General features: G+C 73.1%; 17 protein-coding genes and 1 pseudogene. 8 read left to right on the top strand and 10 right to left on the bottom strand.

All coding sequences use genetic code 11. The annotated features are described in order from the left end of the window. Positions 1-606 (bottom strand): DUF1015 family protein (locus ACOJTC_RS09815; RefSeq protein ID WP_420116623.1); only part of this gene is annotated, 606 nt, incomplete at its 3' end. 115 nt (positions 607-721) lie between these two features. After that, a complete protein-coding gene (locus ACOJTC_RS09820) occupies positions 722-1,345 on the bottom strand; it encodes a DsbA family protein (protein ID WP_357928069.1) in 624 nt (207 codons plus the stop codon). Positions 1,346-1,567: 222 nt separating this feature from the next. Here ACOJTC_RS09820 and pepN point away from each other — a divergent pair, with 222 nt between their 5' ends. Continuing rightward, positions 1,568-4,114 (top strand): aminopeptidase N, encoded by a 2,547-nt coding sequence (gene pepN / locus ACOJTC_RS09825; protein WP_420116624.1) that lies wholly within the window; start codon positions 1,568-1,570, stop codon positions 4,112-4,114. A 189-nt stretch (positions 4,115-4,303) separates the two neighbouring features. Here the strand turns inward: pepN and ACOJTC_RS09830 are convergent, their stop codons facing one another. Both ACOJTC_RS09830 and ACOJTC_RS09835 read right to left on the bottom strand, forming a co-directional pair. Further along, positions 4,304-4,717 (bottom strand): DUF5130 family protein, encoded by a 414-nt coding sequence (locus tag ACOJTC_RS09830; RefSeq protein WP_145921345.1) that lies wholly within the window; start codon positions 4,715-4,717, stop codon positions 4,304-4,306. Further along, positions 4,704-4,988 (bottom strand): hypothetical protein, encoded by a 285-nt coding sequence (locus ACOJTC_RS09835; protein WP_088646597.1) that lies wholly within the window; start codon positions 4,986-4,988, stop codon positions 4,704-4,706. The genes ACOJTC_RS09830 and ACOJTC_RS09835 overlap by 14 nt, the downstream gene beginning before the upstream one ends. 405 nt (positions 4,989-5,393) lie before the next feature. Between ACOJTC_RS09835 and ACOJTC_RS09840 the strand changes: the two genes are divergently transcribed. Next, positions 5,394-6,332: an alpha/beta hydrolase gene (locus ACOJTC_RS09840; protein ID WP_420116631.1), complete on the top strand. Its 939-nt coding sequence runs from the start codon at positions 5,394-5,396 to the stop codon at positions 6,330-6,332. A gap of 90 nt (positions 6,333-6,422) precedes the next feature. Here ACOJTC_RS09840 and ACOJTC_RS09845 read toward each other — a convergent pair whose 3' ends face one another. Further along, positions 6,423-7,325 carry a tryptophan 2,3-dioxygenase gene (locus ACOJTC_RS09845; RefSeq protein WP_420116625.1) on the bottom strand — a complete coding sequence of 301 codons (903 nt, stop codon included), beginning with the start codon at positions 7,323-7,325 and terminating at the stop codon, positions 6,423-6,425. 147 nt (positions 7,326-7,472) lie between these two features. Here ACOJTC_RS09845 and ACOJTC_RS09850 point away from each other — a divergent pair, with 147 nt between their 5' ends. The 3 genes from ACOJTC_RS09850 to ACOJTC_RS09860 all read left to right on the top strand — a co-directional run bounded on the left by ACOJTC_RS09850 (position 7,473) and on the right by ACOJTC_RS09860 (position 9,417). Beyond that, positions 7,473-7,916, top strand: a complete 444-nt coding sequence (locus tag ACOJTC_RS09850; protein ID WP_204928042.1) for an Lrp/AsnC family transcriptional regulator — start codon at positions 7,473-7,475, stop codon at positions 7,914-7,916. 103 nt (positions 7,917-8,019) lie between these two features. After that, positions 8,020-8,544, top strand: coding sequence for a hypothetical protein (locus tag ACOJTC_RS09855; RefSeq protein ID WP_420116626.1), 525 nt, complete (start codon positions 8,020-8,022; stop codon positions 8,542-8,544). A gap of 12 nt (positions 8,545-8,556) precedes the next feature. Beyond that, complete coding sequence (locus tag ACOJTC_RS09860) at positions 8,557-9,417, top strand: class F sortase (protein ID WP_420116627.1); 861 nt, start codon at positions 8,557-8,559, stop codon at positions 9,415-9,417. A 92-nt stretch (positions 9,418-9,509) separates the two neighbouring features. Here the strand turns inward: ACOJTC_RS09860 and ACOJTC_RS09865 are convergent, their stop codons facing one another. Further along, complete coding sequence (locus tag ACOJTC_RS09865) at positions 9,510-10,055, bottom strand: HNH endonuclease (RefSeq protein ID WP_204928044.1); 546 nt, start codon at positions 10,053-10,055, stop codon at positions 9,510-9,512. Between the two features lie 375 nt (positions 10,056-10,430). Here ACOJTC_RS09865 and ACOJTC_RS09870 point away from each other — a divergent pair. The 3 genes and pseudogenes from ACOJTC_RS09870 to ACOJTC_RS09880 form a co-directional block, all read left to right on the top strand. After that, positions 10,431-11,366 (top strand): annotated as a pseudogene (locus ACOJTC_RS09870) (mechanosensitive ion channel family protein); the annotation flags it as partial. A gap of 463 nt (positions 11,367-11,829) precedes the next feature. Next, the gene (locus ACOJTC_RS09875) at positions 11,830-13,191 is read left to right on the top strand and encodes an MFS transporter (protein ID WP_204928045.1); all 1,362 of its coding nucleotides are present in this window, start codon (positions 11,830-11,832) and stop codon (positions 13,189-13,191) included. Positions 13,192-13,242: 51 nt separating this feature from the next. Beyond that, the gene (locus tag ACOJTC_RS09880; RefSeq protein WP_420116628.1) at positions 13,243-13,665 is read left to right on the top strand and encodes a globin; all 423 of its coding nucleotides are present in this window, start codon (positions 13,243-13,245) and stop codon (positions 13,663-13,665) included. Between the two features lie 39 nt (positions 13,666-13,704). On the opposite strand, the gene ACOJTC_RS09885 is transcribed toward ACOJTC_RS09880, so the two are convergent. The 4 genes from ACOJTC_RS09885 to ACOJTC_RS09900 form a co-directional block, all read right to left on the bottom strand. After that, complete coding sequence (locus tag ACOJTC_RS09885; RefSeq protein ID WP_204928047.1) at positions 13,705-14,286, bottom strand: YbjN domain-containing protein; 582 nt, start codon at positions 14,284-14,286, stop codon at positions 13,705-13,707. 131 nt (positions 14,287-14,417) lie between these two features. Next, entirely contained in the window at positions 14,418-15,137 is a 720-nt protein-coding gene (locus ACOJTC_RS09890) for a hypothetical protein (RefSeq protein ID WP_420116629.1), read from the bottom strand. Further along, entirely contained in the window at positions 15,110-15,556 is a 447-nt protein-coding gene (locus ACOJTC_RS09895) for an acyl-CoA thioesterase (RefSeq protein WP_357928050.1), read from the bottom strand. The genes ACOJTC_RS09890 and ACOJTC_RS09895 overlap by 28 nt, the downstream gene beginning before the upstream one ends. 2 nt (positions 15,557-15,558) lie before the next feature. Further along, the coding region (locus ACOJTC_RS09900; RefSeq protein ID WP_420116630.1) for an ATP-binding cassette domain-containing protein at positions 15,559-16,435 on the bottom strand (877 nt) is incomplete at its 5' end.

The raw sequence follows: 16,435 nt of genomic DNA on the forward strand, positions 1-16,435 counted from the left end.
CGCGGTCAGCGCGTCCTGCTCGGGGCCGGGGCCGAGCAGCCAGATGGCGTGCGTGCGGCCGGCCTGGTCGGTGTCGGTGGCGGCCGGCGCGCCCGCCGTGTCGGTCGCCGTCGCGAGCGCGGCGTGCAGCTCGTCACCGCGCCCGGTCTGGAGCAGGAGTACGGGGGAGAGCAGGTGCCCCAGCGCCTCGGCCAGGGCGACGCGCTCCCGCACCTTGGCGATGAAGACGTCCTCGTTGCGGATCACCAGGCCGGGCTCGTCGGCGCTGGTGGAGATCTGGTCGGTGTCGACCATGGCGAACAGCCCGTACGCCGACTCCTCCCCCGGGGCGCTGATCCGGTAGAGGACCACCACCTGCTCGGCGGGGGTGTAGCTGCCGTCGGCCTTGGCCTCGGTGAGCCGGGCCACCGCGTCACCGAGCGCGTCGGAGAAGGACTTCCCCAGGCTCTCCGGCGCCCGGTGGGGCATCTCGATGCCGAGGGCACTGTGCGGGTTCGCCTCGATGATCGCGGTGATCTCCGCGTCGTCGGCGAACTCGTCGTAGTTCTGCGCGCCGGTGCCGCCAGTGGTGATCCAGGCCCGGGCGATCGGATGCACGACCGTCATGGGGGTTGACGCTACCGGCGACGACGGCCCAGGCGACGCCGACCCCGCGCCGGGTCCACCAGATGAACCGTCCCCCGGCGGGGCCCGATCGGGCCGGACCCCACCGGGGTGGCGGTCAGTCGAAGATCGGGCCCAGCTCGCGGGACCGCTTCAGCTCGTAGAAGCCGGGGGTGCCGGCGACCAGCAGGACGCCGTCCCAGAGCCGGCCGGCGGCCTCACCCTTGGGCGACGGGGTGATGACCGGGCCGAAGAAGGCGATCTTCTCGCCGTCCGGGCCGGGGGCGTGCACCACGGGGGTGCCGACGTCGGTGCCGACCGGGCGCATCCCGGCCTCGTGGCTGGCCCGCAGCGCCTCGTCGTACTCGGTGGAGTCGGCGGCGTCGGCGAACGACGGGTCCAGCCCGACGTCGGCCAGCGCCGCGGTGATCATCTCCCGACCCAGCGGCTCCTTGCCGAGGTGGATGCGGGTGCCCATGGCGGTGTAGAGCTTCGCCAGCGTCGCGCCGCCGTGCGCCTGCTCCACGGCGATGCAGACCCGCACCGGCCCCCAGCCCAGCTTCATCATCTCCTGGTACTGCTCGGGCAGCTCCCGGCCCTCGTTGAGGACGGAGAGACTCATCACGTGGTAACTGATGTCCACATCCCGGACCTGCTCGACCTCCAGGAGCCAACGGGAGGTGATCCAGGCCCACGGGCACAGCGGGTCGAACCACATGTCGACGGCGACACGTTCGGTCACGGTGGAGTCCCTTCGTGACGTCAGACACGCCGGCGGACCCGGCGCGGTTTCCCTCGATCCTCACCCCCCACGGCATCGATCGGTAGCGGAATGAGAGCGTGACGTCGACCACCGCAGGGCCGGTGCATGGAAGACTCGGCTCGGGTCGCCGCCACGAGCGGCCGGCAGGGGCTGGCGCAGCCGGAAGGCGGCGAGAGTGGGATGGAGACGAAAGTGCCAGGAGTGCGCAACCTGACCCAGGTCGAGGCCACCGAGCGGGCCCGCCTGCTGGAGGTCACCGGGTACGACATCAACCTCGACCTGTCAACGGCGGTGCAGGCCGAGGGCCGCACGTTCCGGTCGGTGACCGAGGTCAGGTTCCGCTGTGCCGAACCCGGTGCCGGCACCTTCATCGAGACGGCCGCCGAGTCGGTGCGCGCGGCCACGCTCAACGGCGAGCCGGTGGACCTCGCCGGCTGGTCGGCCGAGAAGGGCCTGGCGCTGACCGGGCTGGCCGCCGAGAACGTGCTCGTGGTGGACGCCGACTTCGGCTACTCCAACAGCGGTCAGGGCCTGCACCGCACCGTCGACCCGGTAGACGGCGAGACGTACCTCTACAGCCAGTTCGAGACGGCCGACGCGCAGAAGGTCTTCGCCTGCTTCGACCAGCCCGACCTGAAGAGCGTCTACACCTGGCACGCCACCGTGCCGGCGCACTGGCGGGTGGTGTCCAACATGCCCGTCGAGCGGGAGGAACCGGCCGGCGAGGGACTCAAGACCGTCCACTTCGCCACCTCGGCACGGATGAGCACCTACATCACCGCGCTGTGCGCCGGGCCGTACCACGAGGTGCGGGACAGTCACGACGGCATCGACCTGGGCGTCTTCTGCCGGGCCTCGATGGCCCCGCACCTGGACGCCGACGACCTGTTCCTGATCACCAAGCAGGGCTTCGACTTCTTCCACGAGCAGTTCGGGGTGCGGTACCCGCTGCCGAAGTACGACCAGCTCTGGGTGCCCGACTTCAACGCCGGCGCGATGGAGAACTTCGGCTGCGTCACCCACGCCGAGTCGCACTACCTGTTCCGCTCGCAGGTCACCGACTTCGAGTACGAGCAGCGGGCCAACACGATCCTGCACGAGCTGGCCCACCTGTGGTTCGGCGACCTGGTCACCATGCGCTGGTGGAACGACCTGTGGCTCAACGAGTCGTTCGCCGAGTGGGCGAGCCACTGGTGCAACACCCACGCCACACGGTTCTCCGAGGCGTGGACGACGTTCCTGTCGATCCGCAAGAACTGGGGCTACCGGCAGGACCAGCTCTCCTCCACCCACCCGGTCTACTGCGAGATGCCGGACCTGGAGGCGGTCGAGGTCAACTTCGACGGCATCACGTACGCCAAGGGCGCCAGCGTGCTCAAGCAGCTCGTGGCGTACGTCGGTGAGGAGCCGTTCCTGGCGGGGCTGCGGGCGTACTTCGGCAAGCACGCGTGGGGCAACGCCACCTTCGACGACCTGCTGTCGGAGCTGGAGACGGCCTCCGGCCGGGAACTGCGCAAGTTCGCCGCCCAGTGGCTGGAGACCGCCCAGGTCAACACCCTGCGCCCCGAGGTGACCATCGGCGCCGACGGCGGCTACGAGCGGGTGCTGGTCCGGCAGGAGGCCCCGGCCGGTCACCCGACGCTGCGCACCCACCGCATCGGCGTCGGCCTGTACGACCTGACCGACGGCCGGCTGGTCCGCCGCGAACGCGTCGAGGTGGACGTCACCGGCGAGGTGACCGAGCTGTCGGTGCTGCACGGACGGCCGGCCGCCGACGTGCTGCTGCTCAACGACGACGACCTGACCTACACCAAGCTGCGGCTCGACGAGCGGTCCATGGCGACCGTGGTGCAGCACATCGCCGGCTTCGACTCGTCGCTGGCCCGCGCGCTGTGCTGGACGGCCGCCTGGGACATGGTCCGCGACGCGGAACTGTCCACCCGCGACTACGTCGCGCTGGTGCTGGCCGGGCTGCCCGCCGAGACCGACATCAACCTGGTCACCGCCACCCTGCGGCAGGCCAGCACCGCGCTGATCTTCTACGCCGACCCGGCCTGGGCGCCGACCGGCTGGGCCGAACTGTCCCGCACCGCCCGGGACACGCTGGCGGCGGCCGAGCCGGGCAGCGGTTTCCAGCTCGCCTGGGCCCGCGCGTACGCCTCGGCGGCCCGCGCCGACGAGGACCTGGCGACGCTGCGCGGGTGGCTGGCCGGCACCGACGTGCCGGCGGGCCTCACCATCGACACCGAGCTGCGGTGGACGGTGCTGCAGTCGCTGGTGGCCAAGGGGGCGGCCGGCACCGCCGAGATCGAGGCGGAGCTGGCCGGCGACCGGACGGCCTCCGGCGAGCGGGAGGCCGCCTACGCGCACGCGCTGGTGCCGACCGCGGAGAACAAGGCGACGGTGTGGTCCCTGCTGACCGGCCCGGACGCGCTGCCGAACTGGCGTAACCGGGCGCTGTTGCAGGGCCTCACCCACCCGACGCAGGTCGCGCTGACCGCGCCGTACCGGGAGCGGTACTTCGCCACGGTGGCGCAGGTGTGGGCGCAGCGTGACAGCGAGCCGGCGCAGGAGTTCGTGCAGCTTGCGTACCCGGCGTACCTGGTCGAGGAGGAGACGGTGGCGGCGACCGACGCGTGGCTGGCCGGCGACGGCCAGCCGGCGCCGCTGCGCCGGCTGGTGGCCGAGGGACGCGACGGGGTGGTCCGGGCGTTGAAGGCCCGCGCGCGGGACGCCCGCAGCAGCTGACAGCCGAGGTGGTACGGCCCGGGGCCGGCGCGGGTGCGAGCCCACGCCGGCCCCGGTCGTTCCGCGGTGCCGGCCTGGCACGGGCAGTACCGGTACGCGCCACCCGGGACGGGACTCCATGGACGTGACGGAGCCCGGTCCGCGTGGTGCGGGCCGGGCTCCGGAGTGTTCGGGACGTGCGGGTGGGGCTCAGGCCCGACCGGCGTGGCTGGCGAGCTGGTCGAGGCCCTGGATGATGCCGCCGGCCAGGTCCCCGCCGCCGAAGGACGCCACCATGGACAGCGCGGCCAGCTTGACGTACGTGTCGGGGATGCGCTTGCGGGCGTACCGGCCGGTGACGACCTCCAGCTGGCGCTGGTTGGGCGACACGGCGATCAGCACCGACCTGTCCGGCTCGGCGAGCTGGCGGTGCAGCCGCTCGGCGTGCTCCCGGACCGGCTCGTCGAGGCCGCCGACGTAGACCGAGAAGACCAGGCCGCTGCCCTGGTCGGCCAGGCGCAGCGCCTCGTCGATGCGCAGCAGTTGCCGGGTCGAGAACGGCCCGTCCAGCACCTCGGGCGGGGTGCCCGTGCCGGCCTGGTCGACCTGCTCACCAACGGTCACTTGCGCCTCCGGTTCCACCGGCCGGCGCCTCGATGCCGGCCTGCTGCTGCTTGTGGCTGGTCAGCGCCGGCGCCTGGGCACCGGCGGCCAGGGCGGTGCCGGCCGAGTCGGCCAACTGCTCCGGGCGGCCCAGGAACCAGACCGGCGTGAAGTCGAAGCGTCGGCCCGGCCGGTAGCGCTTGGCGCCGCCGCCGCTGCCGTGGTTGGCGGCGAAGACCAGCCCGACGATCACCAGCACCACCGCCGCCGGGATGCCGACGAAGATCAGCAACGTGTCAGTGACAGACAATCCCAACGCCCCCAGGCGGTAAGAGAGACCAGAGCTTCCGGGTCGGGTGGACGATCGTGACACCGGCTCCCGACTCCGCTGCCATTCACGTTAGCGGAGCCGACGCCCCGCGAGCCTGCGGGGTGCCGATCCCACCTGTCACTCAAGTGTTCCAGCGGCCCCACGGCGGCGACGAGTCGGGTCACCCGGTCCCATCCTGCCGGTTCGGTACCCGATCGCGCCGGGACGACACGACCGGCACGGGTGTGGCGTCCGCCCCATATTCCGCTGACATGACCCGGCCGGGATTGCCGGTCTCGACGCCGGGACCCGGAGGATGGCCCGTACCGATCGGACGTTCTCGATCGATTCCGGTCCACCCATCCGCAGGGAGCCCCCGTGCAACCCGTGCCCGCCCTCCACCCCCACCCCACCCGTGCCCGCCGGCCCTGGCCCCGGCTGGTCACCCGGCCGCTGCTCGCGCTCGCCCTGGTCGGCGGCAGCGCGCTCGCCGCACCTGCGGCGAGCGCCGCGCCCGTCGACGGCCGGACGGTCGCGGCGGTCGCCGCCAACCCGTACGAGCGGGGCCCCGCCCCGACGACCGCCAGCATCGAGGCCACCCGGGGGCCGTTCGCCATCGCCCAGAGCACCGTCGCGGCGTCCGCCGTGAGCGGGTTCCGGGGTGGCACGATCTACTACCCGACCAGCACCGCCGAGGGCACCTTCGGCGCGGTGGCGATCTCCCCCGGGTACACCGCCAGCCAGTCCAGCGTCGCCTGGCTCGGCCCCCGGCTGGCCTCGCAGGGCTTCGTGGTCATCACCATCGACACCCTCTCCGTGTACGACCAGCCGGCCTCCCGGGGCACCCAACTGCTGGCCGCGTTGGACTACCTGACCGGCAGCAGCGCGGTGCGGACCCGGATCGACCGCACCCGGCTCGCGGTGATGGGGCACTCGATGGGCGGCGGTGGCAGCCTGTCGGCGGCGAACACCCGGCCCGCGTTGCAGGCCGCCATCCCGCTGACCGGCTGGCACACCGTCAAGAACTGGTCGTCGGTACGGGTGCCGACGCTGGTGATCGGCGCGGAGAACGACTCGACCGCCCCGGTGGCCTCGCACTCGGAGCCGTTCTACACCAGCCTGCCGGCGAGCCTGGACAAGGCGTACCTGGAGTTAAACGCGGCCGGTCACTCCGCGCCTACCTCGCCGAACGTCACCGTGGCGAAGTACAGCATCTCCTGGCTGAAGCGGTTCGTCGACGACGACACCCGCTACGAGCAGTTCCTCTGCCCGGCACCCCGGGGCAGCGCCATCGAGGAGTACCGGGACACCTGCCCGCACTCCTGACCGCGTACCGGCCGGTCCCGTCGCCCCGCCCGGCGGCGGGGCCGGTCCGTGGGCCGGGGCGTCACCCACCGCAGGCGCTCACCGCCGGGGTCACATCGCGGTGCGGGCCGACCACAGCTCGGGGAAGACCACCCGGGACATGCTGCGCTGCAACCAGGCCAGCCCGGCCGAGCCGCCGCTGCCCACCTTGGCGCCCATGGTGCGCTGCACGGCCTTGACGTGGTTCCAGCGCCAGTCGCCGAACTGCTCGGCCACGTCGGCCAGCGCGTCGCCGAGCTGCCGCAGGTGGTTGTCCGGCCCGTCGTCGTCGTAGACCGCCACCCAGGCCGCCTCGACCCGGGGGTGCGGCAGGTGCTCGTCGGCGACGTCCCGGTCCCGCAGCTCGGCGGGCAGTTCGTGCCCGTGCCGGCCGAGCAGGGCGACCACGTCGTCCCAGAGGCTCGGCGTGGCCAGCGCGGCGCGCAGGTCGTCGTACACCCCGGGTTGGCGGCGGAAGGGGCGGATCAACGCCGGGTCGCGCAGCCCGAGCAGGAACTCCAGCTGGCGGTACATCGCGGACTGGAAGCCGGAGCCCTCGCCGAGCAGGTTGCGGAACCGGTTGAAGTCGGCCGGGGTCATCCAGCGCAACCCGCGCCAGGCGGCGTTGAGCCCCTCCAGGTGCAGGGCGGCCCGGCGCAGCGGGGCGAGCGCCGCCCACACCCGGTCGGCCCGCAGGTCACGCTGGGCCTGGCGCAGCTCGTGGCAGGTCAGCCCGAAGTACAGCTCCATGATCTGGCTGACCATCAGGAAGGACATCTCACCCGGGTCGCTGCTCAGCGGCTGTTGGAGGGTGTGCAGGGTGCTGGCGTGCACGTACGCGTCGTAGGGCGTCCGGTCGGCGAACTCCAGGGTGGGCTCACCGCCGTTGCGGGCGGCGCGGGCCCGCCGCTGCTGCGGGGTGGACGGGCGTACGACCGGGTTCGGGGCGTACGCCCGCTGGTCCGTCTGTTCCACCGTCTCGCCTCCTCCGGTTCGGCTGTCCGAACATGATCTCCCGTCACGTACCCGTGGCGGAATGCCGCTTCGATGGAGCTGAGCGGCTCTCACTTCACGAACGAAAGGCACTTCGGCCGATCCGCCTGCCGAAGATAAGGTCGGTACGTGGACGAGATGGACTGGGCCCTGCTGCGCGAGTTGCAGGCCGACGCGCGGCTGTCGTACAGCGAGCTGTCCCGGCGGGTGCACCTGTCCCCGCCGGCGGTCGCCGAACGGGTCCGCCGGCTGGAGGAGTCCGGGGTGATCACCGGCTACCACGCGCACGTCGACCTGGCCCGCGCCGGCCGTGGAGTGGTGGCGCTGATCCGGATGTCCTGTTACGGCCCCCGGTGCATCCTGCACGACCCGAACGTCGTCGACTGGCCGGAGATCCAGGAGATCCACCGGATCACCGGGGACGCGTGCAGCATGCTCAAGGTCGCCGCCGGCTCGATCGGGCAGTTCGAGGCGGTGATCGACCGGCTCGCCCCGTACGGGCAGCCGTCCAGCACGATGGTGCTCTCCAGCCCGTTGCAGTGGCATCCGGTCACCCCGCTGCCACCCGCCTGACCCCGGGCGGGCCCGAGTCCGGGTTTGCCCCCGGGCCAGCGGGAATGCAGCCCCGCACACCCGTCGCAGGATTCCGGCGAACTGTCGCCGGGAGGGGGGAATCATGCGGGGGCTCACTCTGCACCGTCGTGCCGTCCACGCCGTACTGGCGATGCTCACCCTGGTCGGGGTGTTCGTCCTGGCCGCGGCCACCCCGGCGCGCGCCGGGGAGAACACCTTCGTCGAGGTCACGCCGAACACCGCGCAGGCCGGCACCCGGGTCAACGTCCGGGCGAGTTGCGACAACGCCAACAACCAGCAGGCCACCGTGCACTCGGACGCCTTCGGGCGGGTGGTGCTGCGGCCCGACAACGGCTTCCTCACCGGTGCGGTCACCGTCCCGGGCAACAAGCAGCCCGGGGACTACCCGGTCGACCTGCGGTGCGCCAACGGCAACACCGCCTCGACCATGCTGACCGTGCTGAACATGGCCCAGCCGAGCAAGGGCCCGGCGACCGGCGGCGGCGGGACGGCGGGTGACCGGGGCAGCGGTTCGCTGCTGCTGGTCGGCGGCCGGGCCGGGGTGGCCGGGGCGGCCGGGCTCGGCGTCGTCGGCGGCACCCGCCGACGGCCGCGGCCCGGTGCCTGACCGCCTGTCGCCATGGCCCGTACCCGTTCGCGGCCGGCCGGCCACCGGTTGCGGGCGGCGGCCCGGCGTACCGTCCGGGTCGCCGCCGGCCGCCGGCACGCCGCCCGCCGGATCGCCGCCCGCACCCGCCGCGCCGCCCGGCGTTTCCGCCGGGTCGCCGGCCAGGCCTTCTCCGCCAGCGTGACCACCGCCGACCCGGTCACCCAGGCCCGTCCGGTACGCCCGGTGCCCCGGGTCCCGGCGTTCGGCGGCCGGTTCGCCGGGTCCGGGCCGGGCCTGCCGGTGCTGGCGATCGCCGCGGTGATGCTGCTGATCGTGGCGATGCTCGGGGTGGAGCGGGTCACCGGGCTCAGCGTCCTGCCGGACCGGTTCGTCGCCGGCCTGCGCCCGCCACCGAAGCGGTTCCCGGTGCTGGCGGGCAGCCCGCCGACCCAGATCGCCATCTCCCGGATCGACGTGCGGGCCCCGGTGCACCAGGTCGGCATCGCCCCGGACGGCAGCATCGACGTCCCGGCCGCCGCCCGCGCCCAGGAGGCCGGCTGGTACGACCAGGGCCCCACTCCCGGCCAGTACGGCCCGGCGGTGATCGTCGGGCACGTGGACACCACCACCGGCCCGGCGGTCTTCCACGGGCTGCGGGAACTGCGTGACGGCGACGAGATCGAGGTGACCCGGGCCGATCACCGGGTGGCCGTCTTCGAGGTCGACCAGGTGCAGCGGTACGGCAAGGAACGGTTGCCGGTAGACGAGATCTTCGGCGACTTCAGCCGCCCCAACCTGCGGTTGATCACCTGCGGCGGGCGCTGGGTCGGCGGCGGGACCGGCTACGCCGACAACGTCGTCGTGTACGCCACCCTGGTCCGGGCCCGCTGACCCGCGGTCGTTCCGGCCGCCCCGGGAGCACCCGACGGCGACGCGGCGGTCAGGCGGGCGCAGCGGTCGGGCGGCTCGGCCCCGCCCGGCGGTCAGGCGGCTTCGGCCTCGCGCAGCGGCTCCCGCAGGTCGAGCCAGTCCGCCCAGCGTGGGTCGGGCGCCCGGTGGCCGAGCACCCGCCAGGCGTTGCCCTTCGGGGCCGCCGGCAGGCAGTGCAGCCGCCAGCCCAGCTCGGCCGGGGTCTTGTCGCCCTTGGTGTGGTTGCACCGGGCGCACGCCGCGACCACGTTCTCCCAGGCGTGCCGGCCGCCACGGCTGCGCGGGAAGACGTGGTCGATGGTCTCGGCCGGCCCCCGGCAGTAGGCGCAGCGGTTGCCGTCGCGGGCGAAGATCGCCCGGCGGGAGAGCCCGACGTGGGTGCGGTAGGGCACCCGGACGAACCGGGTCAGCCGCACGACCGAGGGGACGGGGAGCGCGTCGTGGGCGCTGTGCAGGATGCCGTCGCCGTCGGCGACGCAGACGGCCTTGGCGGAGAGCACCAGGATCGCGGCGCGACGCACGGACACGACACACAGCGGCTCGTAGGTGGCGTTGAGGACCAGCGCGCCGGAGCCCACCGTGGGTCGTATGTCAGGCATCGTGCTCACCCTCCCGGTCCAGCCGCTCCCACCGCTGGCAGCGCCGGCCGAGCCCCGGGCAGCCGAGGGCCACGACCGACTCCGGCGGGATCACCGTCGTCCGTTGACGCCTATCGTCCCTGATCGGACCGCGTAATGCACGTACTAATCCGGGGTACCCGCGGAACCCTCCGCACGATGTAGGAAGATGTCCGGTTCGGCGCCGTACGATCATGGGCCGGGACTCTCCGGTGGGCCGGCCGACGGCCCCCGCGTCCGCTGCGGTACTAAGACAGGGTGAGCGCCCTCAGCCTGTCGACCGTCGTCCTGTCCGCCGCATCGAGCCCGGCCCCGAGTGGCAGCCCGGGTGCCGGGGACGGCTCGGGTGCCGACTGTCTGGGCAGCACCTCCTGCGAGTACCTCTACCGGGTGACCGGGTCGGCCTGGTTCGCCGAGGGCAGCTACTGGATCCTGCTCAAGCCGCTGCGGGTGGTGCTGATCCTGCTGCTGGCGTTCGTGGCCCGCTGGGCGCTGCACCGGACGATCAACCGGCTGGTCCGGACCACCACCGACGGGGCGGTGCCCACCCTGCTGCGTCCGCTGCGCGAGCGGGTGCCCACCGCCACGCTCGACCCGACCGAGTTCGTCCCCGAGCGGCGTCGCCAGCGTGCCGAGGCGATCGGCTCGGTGCTGCGCAGCATGGTCACCGCGTTCGTCTTCGGCATCGCGCTGCTGATGATCCTGCGCGAGTTCAGCTTCGACCTGGCCCCGCTGCTGGCCAGCGCCGGCATCGCCGGGGTGGCGCTCGGCTTCGGCGCGCAGAGCCTGGTGAAGGACCTGATCGCCGGGCTGTTCATGCTGATCGAGGACCAGTACGGCGTCGGTGACACGGTCGACCTGGGCGAGGCGACCGGGGTGGTCGAGTCGGTGGGGCTGCGGGTCACCACGGTCCGCGACGGTCGCGGGGTGCTCTGGTACATCCGCAACGGCGAGATCATCCGGGTGGGCAACAAGAGCCAGGGCTGGGCGTTGGTCGTGGTCGACCTGCCGATCGGGTTCGCCGGCACCGAGGAGGCCAACGCGGTGCTGCGCACGGCCGCCGCCTCGGTGGCGGTGGACCCGGAGCTGTCCGCCGACATCGTCGAGCCGCCCGAGGTGCTCGGGGTGGAGCAGATGACCGTCGACGGCGCGGTGATCCGGACGGTGGTGAAGACCACGGCGGACGGCCAGTTCGCGGTCGGCCGGGAGCTGCGTCGCCGGCTCGCCGAGGCGTTGGAGAACTCCGGCATAACCGCACGGATCGCGGCGGCCCGGCTCTATCCGGGGCTGCCGCCGGTCGGCATGGCCACCGGCACCGCCGCCCCGACTGCCGCCGCCGGCCTGTCGGGCCCGACCGTCGGCACCTCCGCCGCCTCCGGCCCGGCGGCTACGACGGGTCCGGCCACCCCGACGGGCACGGACGATCCGACGGGCACGAACGATCCGACGGCCCCGGGGACCCCGGCGGGCACCGGCGGCACGGGTGCCGGGCGGGCCGGGGGTAGCTGAAACCGCAGCTCACCACCTGTCCGATGTGGTCCGATGGTCGGGGCTCGCGCGACGGGCGGCCCCTCCGGTATCGTCCGTTCGTTCAGTCGGGGATGCGACGATCAATCCGTTCGCCCTAGTCAGTTGTCAGACGATCGGGCAGAATCCGGTGCACGCGTTCCCGGGAGCGTGATCACGTCATCGCTGATCCGCGAATCTGACGACGGGGCCCCGCCGGGCCATCACAAGTGGCCGGTGCCGGGGCACGATGGAGGCGACGGTGTCCGACCAGCGACCCGCCCCGGACCGGCCGGCCACCTTCGGCGAGGTGTTCGGGCAGGGGGAGTTCCGGGCGGTCTTCGCCGCCAGTGTCCTGTCCTGGGTCGGTGACTACGTCGCCAAGGCCGCCGTCACCGTGCTGGTCTACCAGGAGAGCCGCTCCGTCGCCCTGTCCGCCGCCGCGTTCGCGGTGAGCTACCTGCCGTGGCTGGTCGGCGGCCCGCTGCTCGCCGCGCTCGCCGAGCGGTACCGGCACCGGCGGGTGATGGTGACCTGCGACGTCATCCGGATGCTGCTGACCGTCCTGATCGTGCTGCCCGGCCTGCCGGTCTGGGCGATCCTCGCGTTGCTCTTCGCCGCCACCCTGGCCAACCCGCCGAGCCAGGCGGCCCGCTCGGCGTTGCTGCCGGCGATCCTCACCGGCGACCGGCTGGTGCTCGGGCTGTCGCTCAACGCCAGCGCCAGCCAGGCCGCGCAGGTGGTCGGCTACCTGGCCGGCGCGGCGGTCGCGGCGGTCAGCCCGACGGCGGCGCTGCTGCTCAACGCGGCCACCTTCGGCCTGTCCGCCCTGTTCGTCCAGCTCGGCGTGCACGACCGGGAGCCGACGTTGAGCGCGGCGCACCGGACCCACCTGCTGCGGGAGACCGGCGAGGGCTTCCGGATCGTCTTCGGCACCCCCGTGCTGCGGGCGATCAGCCTGCTGGTGTTCAGCGCCATGCTCTTCTCGATCGTCCCGGAGGGACTGGCCGCCGCGTGGGCCGGTGAACGCTCCGGCAACGGCCTGGACTCGGGTGCCGCCCAGGCCGTCATCATGGCGGCCAACCCGGTCGGGTACATCGTCGGCGGCCTGCTGGTAGGCCGGCTGGTGTCGCCCGCCGGCCGGCTCACCCTGATGCGACCGCTGGCGGTGCTCGCCCCGCTGGCCCTGGTGCCGGCGCTGCTGAACCCGCCCCCCCTGGTGGTCGCCCTGCTCGCGGCGGCCTGCGGCTTCGCGGTCGCCGGTCTGATCCCGACGGCGAACGGTCTGTTCGTCCGGGCCCTGCCCAACGGCTACCGGGCCCGCGCCTTCGGCGTGATGGCCACCGGCATCCAGGTGATCCAGGGCGGTGCGGTGCTGGTCACCGGCATGCTCGCCGACCGCTTCTCGGTGCCGGTGGTGGTCGGGGTGTGGAGCGCCGCCGGGGTGCTGCTGATGCTGGCCACCGCGCTGCGCTGGCCGGACCGGGCCACCGTGGACGCCGCCGTGAAGGCCGCCGACCTGGCCAACGCCGGGTCACCGGCGGGCGACCGGCCCGGTTCGACGCCGCCCCGACCCGGACGGCGGACCCCTCGGCGGCACGCTGTGATGTGATCGGCCGCTGGGCGGCGGTCGTGGCGTCGCCGTACCTGGCAGGATGGAACGGTGGATTCCGCAGGCGACCTCCGGCCCGTTCCGTCGACGACCTTCTTCGACGCGGTCGGTGGTGAGCCCACCTTCCGGCGGCTCGTCGACCGGTTCTACGCCGGCATCGCCGACGATCCACTGCTGCGCCCGATGTACCCGGAGGACGACCTCGGGCCGGCCACCGAGCGGATGACGCTGTTCCTGATGCAGTACTGGGGCGGCCCGAACACCTATTCGGCCCAGCGGGGGCATCCCCGGCTGCGGATGCGGCACGCGCCGTTCCGGATCGGCGCGGCCGAGCGGGACGCCTGGCTGCGCCACATGCGCCGGGCGGTGGACGACCTGGGCCTGCCGCCGGAGCTGGCGGCCACCCTCTGGGACTACCTGGAGCGGTCGGCCTACTTCATGGTCAACGTGATGGAGGACCCGGCCGCCGGCTGACCCGGCCGCCGCGACGGCGCGGGCGGGGCGTCGGGCCGCTCAGAGCAGGGCACCCTCGTCGTGCAGCCAGTCGACGAAGGTGGTCGCCACGGCCGCGCCGCAGTCGAGCATCTCCACCAGCAGCGCGTCGTGCGCCCCGGCGCCGAGCGGCACCTGCAACTCGGCGTAGATGGGCAACTGGCCGCGCTCGGTCGGGTCGCCGATGTACGCCTTGCAGAACCGGCGGGTGTGGTTCCACTCGTTGACCACCCGGTAGGCCCGGTCGGCCCAGTCCGGCGGGACGGTGGCGTGCGGGCGGGCCCGCATGACCAGGATCTCGTCCTCGGGGCCTTCGAGGGTCACCAGCACCGCGTGCCGTTCCCACATGGCCAGCAGGTTGCCGTCACCGTCGGCCAGGTAACGCACGTCGAGCAGGTCGAGCGCGTCGCACACCCGGGCCAGGGTGACCGGGGCCACGGAGGCCGGCCGGTCGGTCACGACGGGCCGATCGGTGCCGGGGCAGTCCTCCGCCGGTTGCCGGGGCGGCGGTGGCCCCACCCGGATGCTGTCCACCGAGACTCCGCTTCGAGTTTCCGGTTCGCCGCCAGCGGCGGGACCAGGGCGCCATGACCACCACGGCATCGCTCGCGCACCTCACTCCCCAGCGGATCCAATCGCCTACGGTGCGTTGGATCCGAGGATGGACGGTACCCGGACAGCCGGGTTGAGACACCCCCCCAACGGCAGCCCCAGCCCGGAAGAATGAGCCGGGGTCATACTTTCGGCTGATCCCGCGCCGGACGAATTGCGAGATCGGAAACTTTCCGCGACCAGGCGGTTCCGTATGGTCCCACCAGACCGACCCACCGGCCGGCCACCCGGACCTGGACCTCCCCCGCCGCGGTGACCTCGGCCGGGCCGAGGAACCCCATCCGGACGAGCCCCTGCACCAGCCGTTGGGTGATCTCCACCGGGTCGGCCGGATCGGCGTCGGGAGTGACGGTCACCGCCACGTGGTCGAGCAGCGCCTCCCGCAGCATCCGCTGCCCCACCGCGCGCCCGCGTACCCCCTCGGTGGCGGCGGCGCGCAGGGTGCCCGCCGCGGCCTCGGCGATGCGCCGCAGCTCGGCGGCGGGCAGCACCTCGACCGGGCGGCTCACCACCGGGGGCAGCGGCCACCGCCACCGCTCGTCGCGGCCGGGCGGCAGCGCGGTGTCGGCGTCGGCCAGCCGGGCCAGCAGCGCGGCCGCGTCCACGGTGACGTCGGCCGGGGCGGTCCCGGCCACCGTCCGGACCACCAGCACGTCCCACGGCAGCCGGGCCCAGAGCGCGGTACGGCCGACGCCGGGCAGCGGGCGTAGCCGGACCACCGTGGCCGGGTCGAGGCGAACCAGCCGGGCCAGGAAGGCCCCCGCGTCGTCCGCCCCCACCAACCCGTGCTCCGGCCGGACGGTGGCCCCGCCGTTCACGCCGCCCCGCCGGTCGGTGCCCACGACTCCAGGAAGGCCCGTTCGGCGTCGCTGATCCGCCGGGGTCGCTTCTCCACCAGATCGAACGGGACCAGCACCGAGCGGGCGGTGCTGGCCAGCACCTCACCGTCGTACAGCTCGTAGGCGACGGTGAACGAGGCGGCCCGGATGCGCTCCACCCACAGTTCGATCCGGACGGTCGGCGCGGCCTCGGCGGTGGCCCGGCCGAGCGCGTAGTCGACCGGGCGCAGGTAGTCGACCTCGTGCCGGCGGATGACGACCCCGTCGGCGAACGAGCCGACCCCCCACGCCTTGCCGCCGGCGAACATCAACGCCACCCGCGCCTCCTCGTACAGGGTGAGGAAGCGCGAGTTGTTGACGTGGCCGTACGCGTCCAGGTCGGACCAGCGCAGGGTGCAGTGGTAGACGAAACGGTCCGCCATGCTCAGTCGCGGGTCAGCTTGCGGTAGGTCACCCGGTGCGGGCGGGCCGCCTCCGCCCCGAGCCGGTCGATCTTGTTCTTCTCGTACGCGTCGAAGTTGCCCTCGAACCAGAACCACTTCGCCGGGTTCTCGTCGTCGCCCTCCCAGGCCAGGATGTGGGTGGCGACCCGGTCGAGGAACATCCGGTCGTGGGAGATGACCACGGCGCAGCCGGGGAACTCCAGCAGGGCGTTCTCCAGGCTGGACAGCGTCTCGACGTCGAGGTCGTTGGTCGGCTCGTCGAGCAGGATCACGTTGCCGCCGATCTTGAGGGTCAGCGCCAGGTTGAGCCGGTTGCGCTCGCCACCGGAGAGCACCTTGGTCGGCTTCTGCTGGTCCGGGCCCTTGAAGCCGAACGCGGCGATGTACGCCCGCGACGGCATCTCGACCTTGCCGACCATGAGGTGGTCCAGCCCGTCGGAGACGACCTCCCAGACCGTCTTGTCGCCGTTGAGGCCCTCACGGTTCTGGTCGACGTACGACAGGGAGACCGTCTCGCCGACCCGGACCTGGCCGTCGGTCGGCTGCTCCAGCCCGACGATGGTCTTGAACAGGGTGGTCTTGCCGACGCCGTTCGGGCCGATGATGCCGACGATGCCGTTGCGCGGCAGCGAGAACGACAGGTCGTCGATGAGCAGCCGGTCACCGAAGCCCTTGCTGAGGTGGTTGGCCTCGATGACGGTGTTGCCCAGCCGCGGACCCGGCGGGATCTGGATCTCCTCGAAGTCCAGCTTGCGGGTCTTCTCCGCCTCGGCGGCCATCTCGTCGTAGCGGTCCAGCCGGGCCTTGGACTTGGTCTGCCGGGCCTTGGCGTTGGAGCGGACCCACTCCAGCTCCTCG

Origin of the sequence: Micromonospora sp. (genome assembly GCF_048594385.1) — a bacterium.
Taxonomy (GTDB): Bacteria; Actinomycetota; Actinomycetes; order Mycobacteriales; family Micromonosporaceae; genus Micromonospora; species Micromonospora wenchangensis.

Coding starts and splice junctions, on each gene's coding strand:
- ACOJTC_RS09875 (WP_204928045.1), top strand. CDS start 11,830: ATGGAGGCGACGGTGTCCGACCAGCGACCCGCCCCGGACCGGCCGGCC.
- ACOJTC_RS09895 (WP_357928050.1), bottom strand. CDS start 15,556: ATGGCGGACCGTTTCGTCTACCACTGCACCCTGCGCTGGTCCGACCTG.
- ACOJTC_RS09865 (WP_204928044.1), bottom strand. CDS start 10,055: ATGCCTGACATACGACCCACGGTGGGCTCCGGCGCGCTGGTCCTCAAC.
- ACOJTC_RS09855 (WP_420116626.1), top strand. CDS start 8,020: ATGCGGGGGCTCACTCTGCACCGTCGTGCCGTCCACGCCGTACTGGCG.
- ACOJTC_RS09885 (WP_204928047.1), bottom strand. CDS start 14,286: ATGCCGTGGTGGTCATGGCGCCCTGGTCCCGCCGCTGGCGGCGAACCG.
- ACOJTC_RS09860 (WP_420116627.1), top strand. CDS start 8,557: ATGGCCCGTACCCGTTCGCGGCCGGCCGGCCACCGGTTGCGGGCGGCG.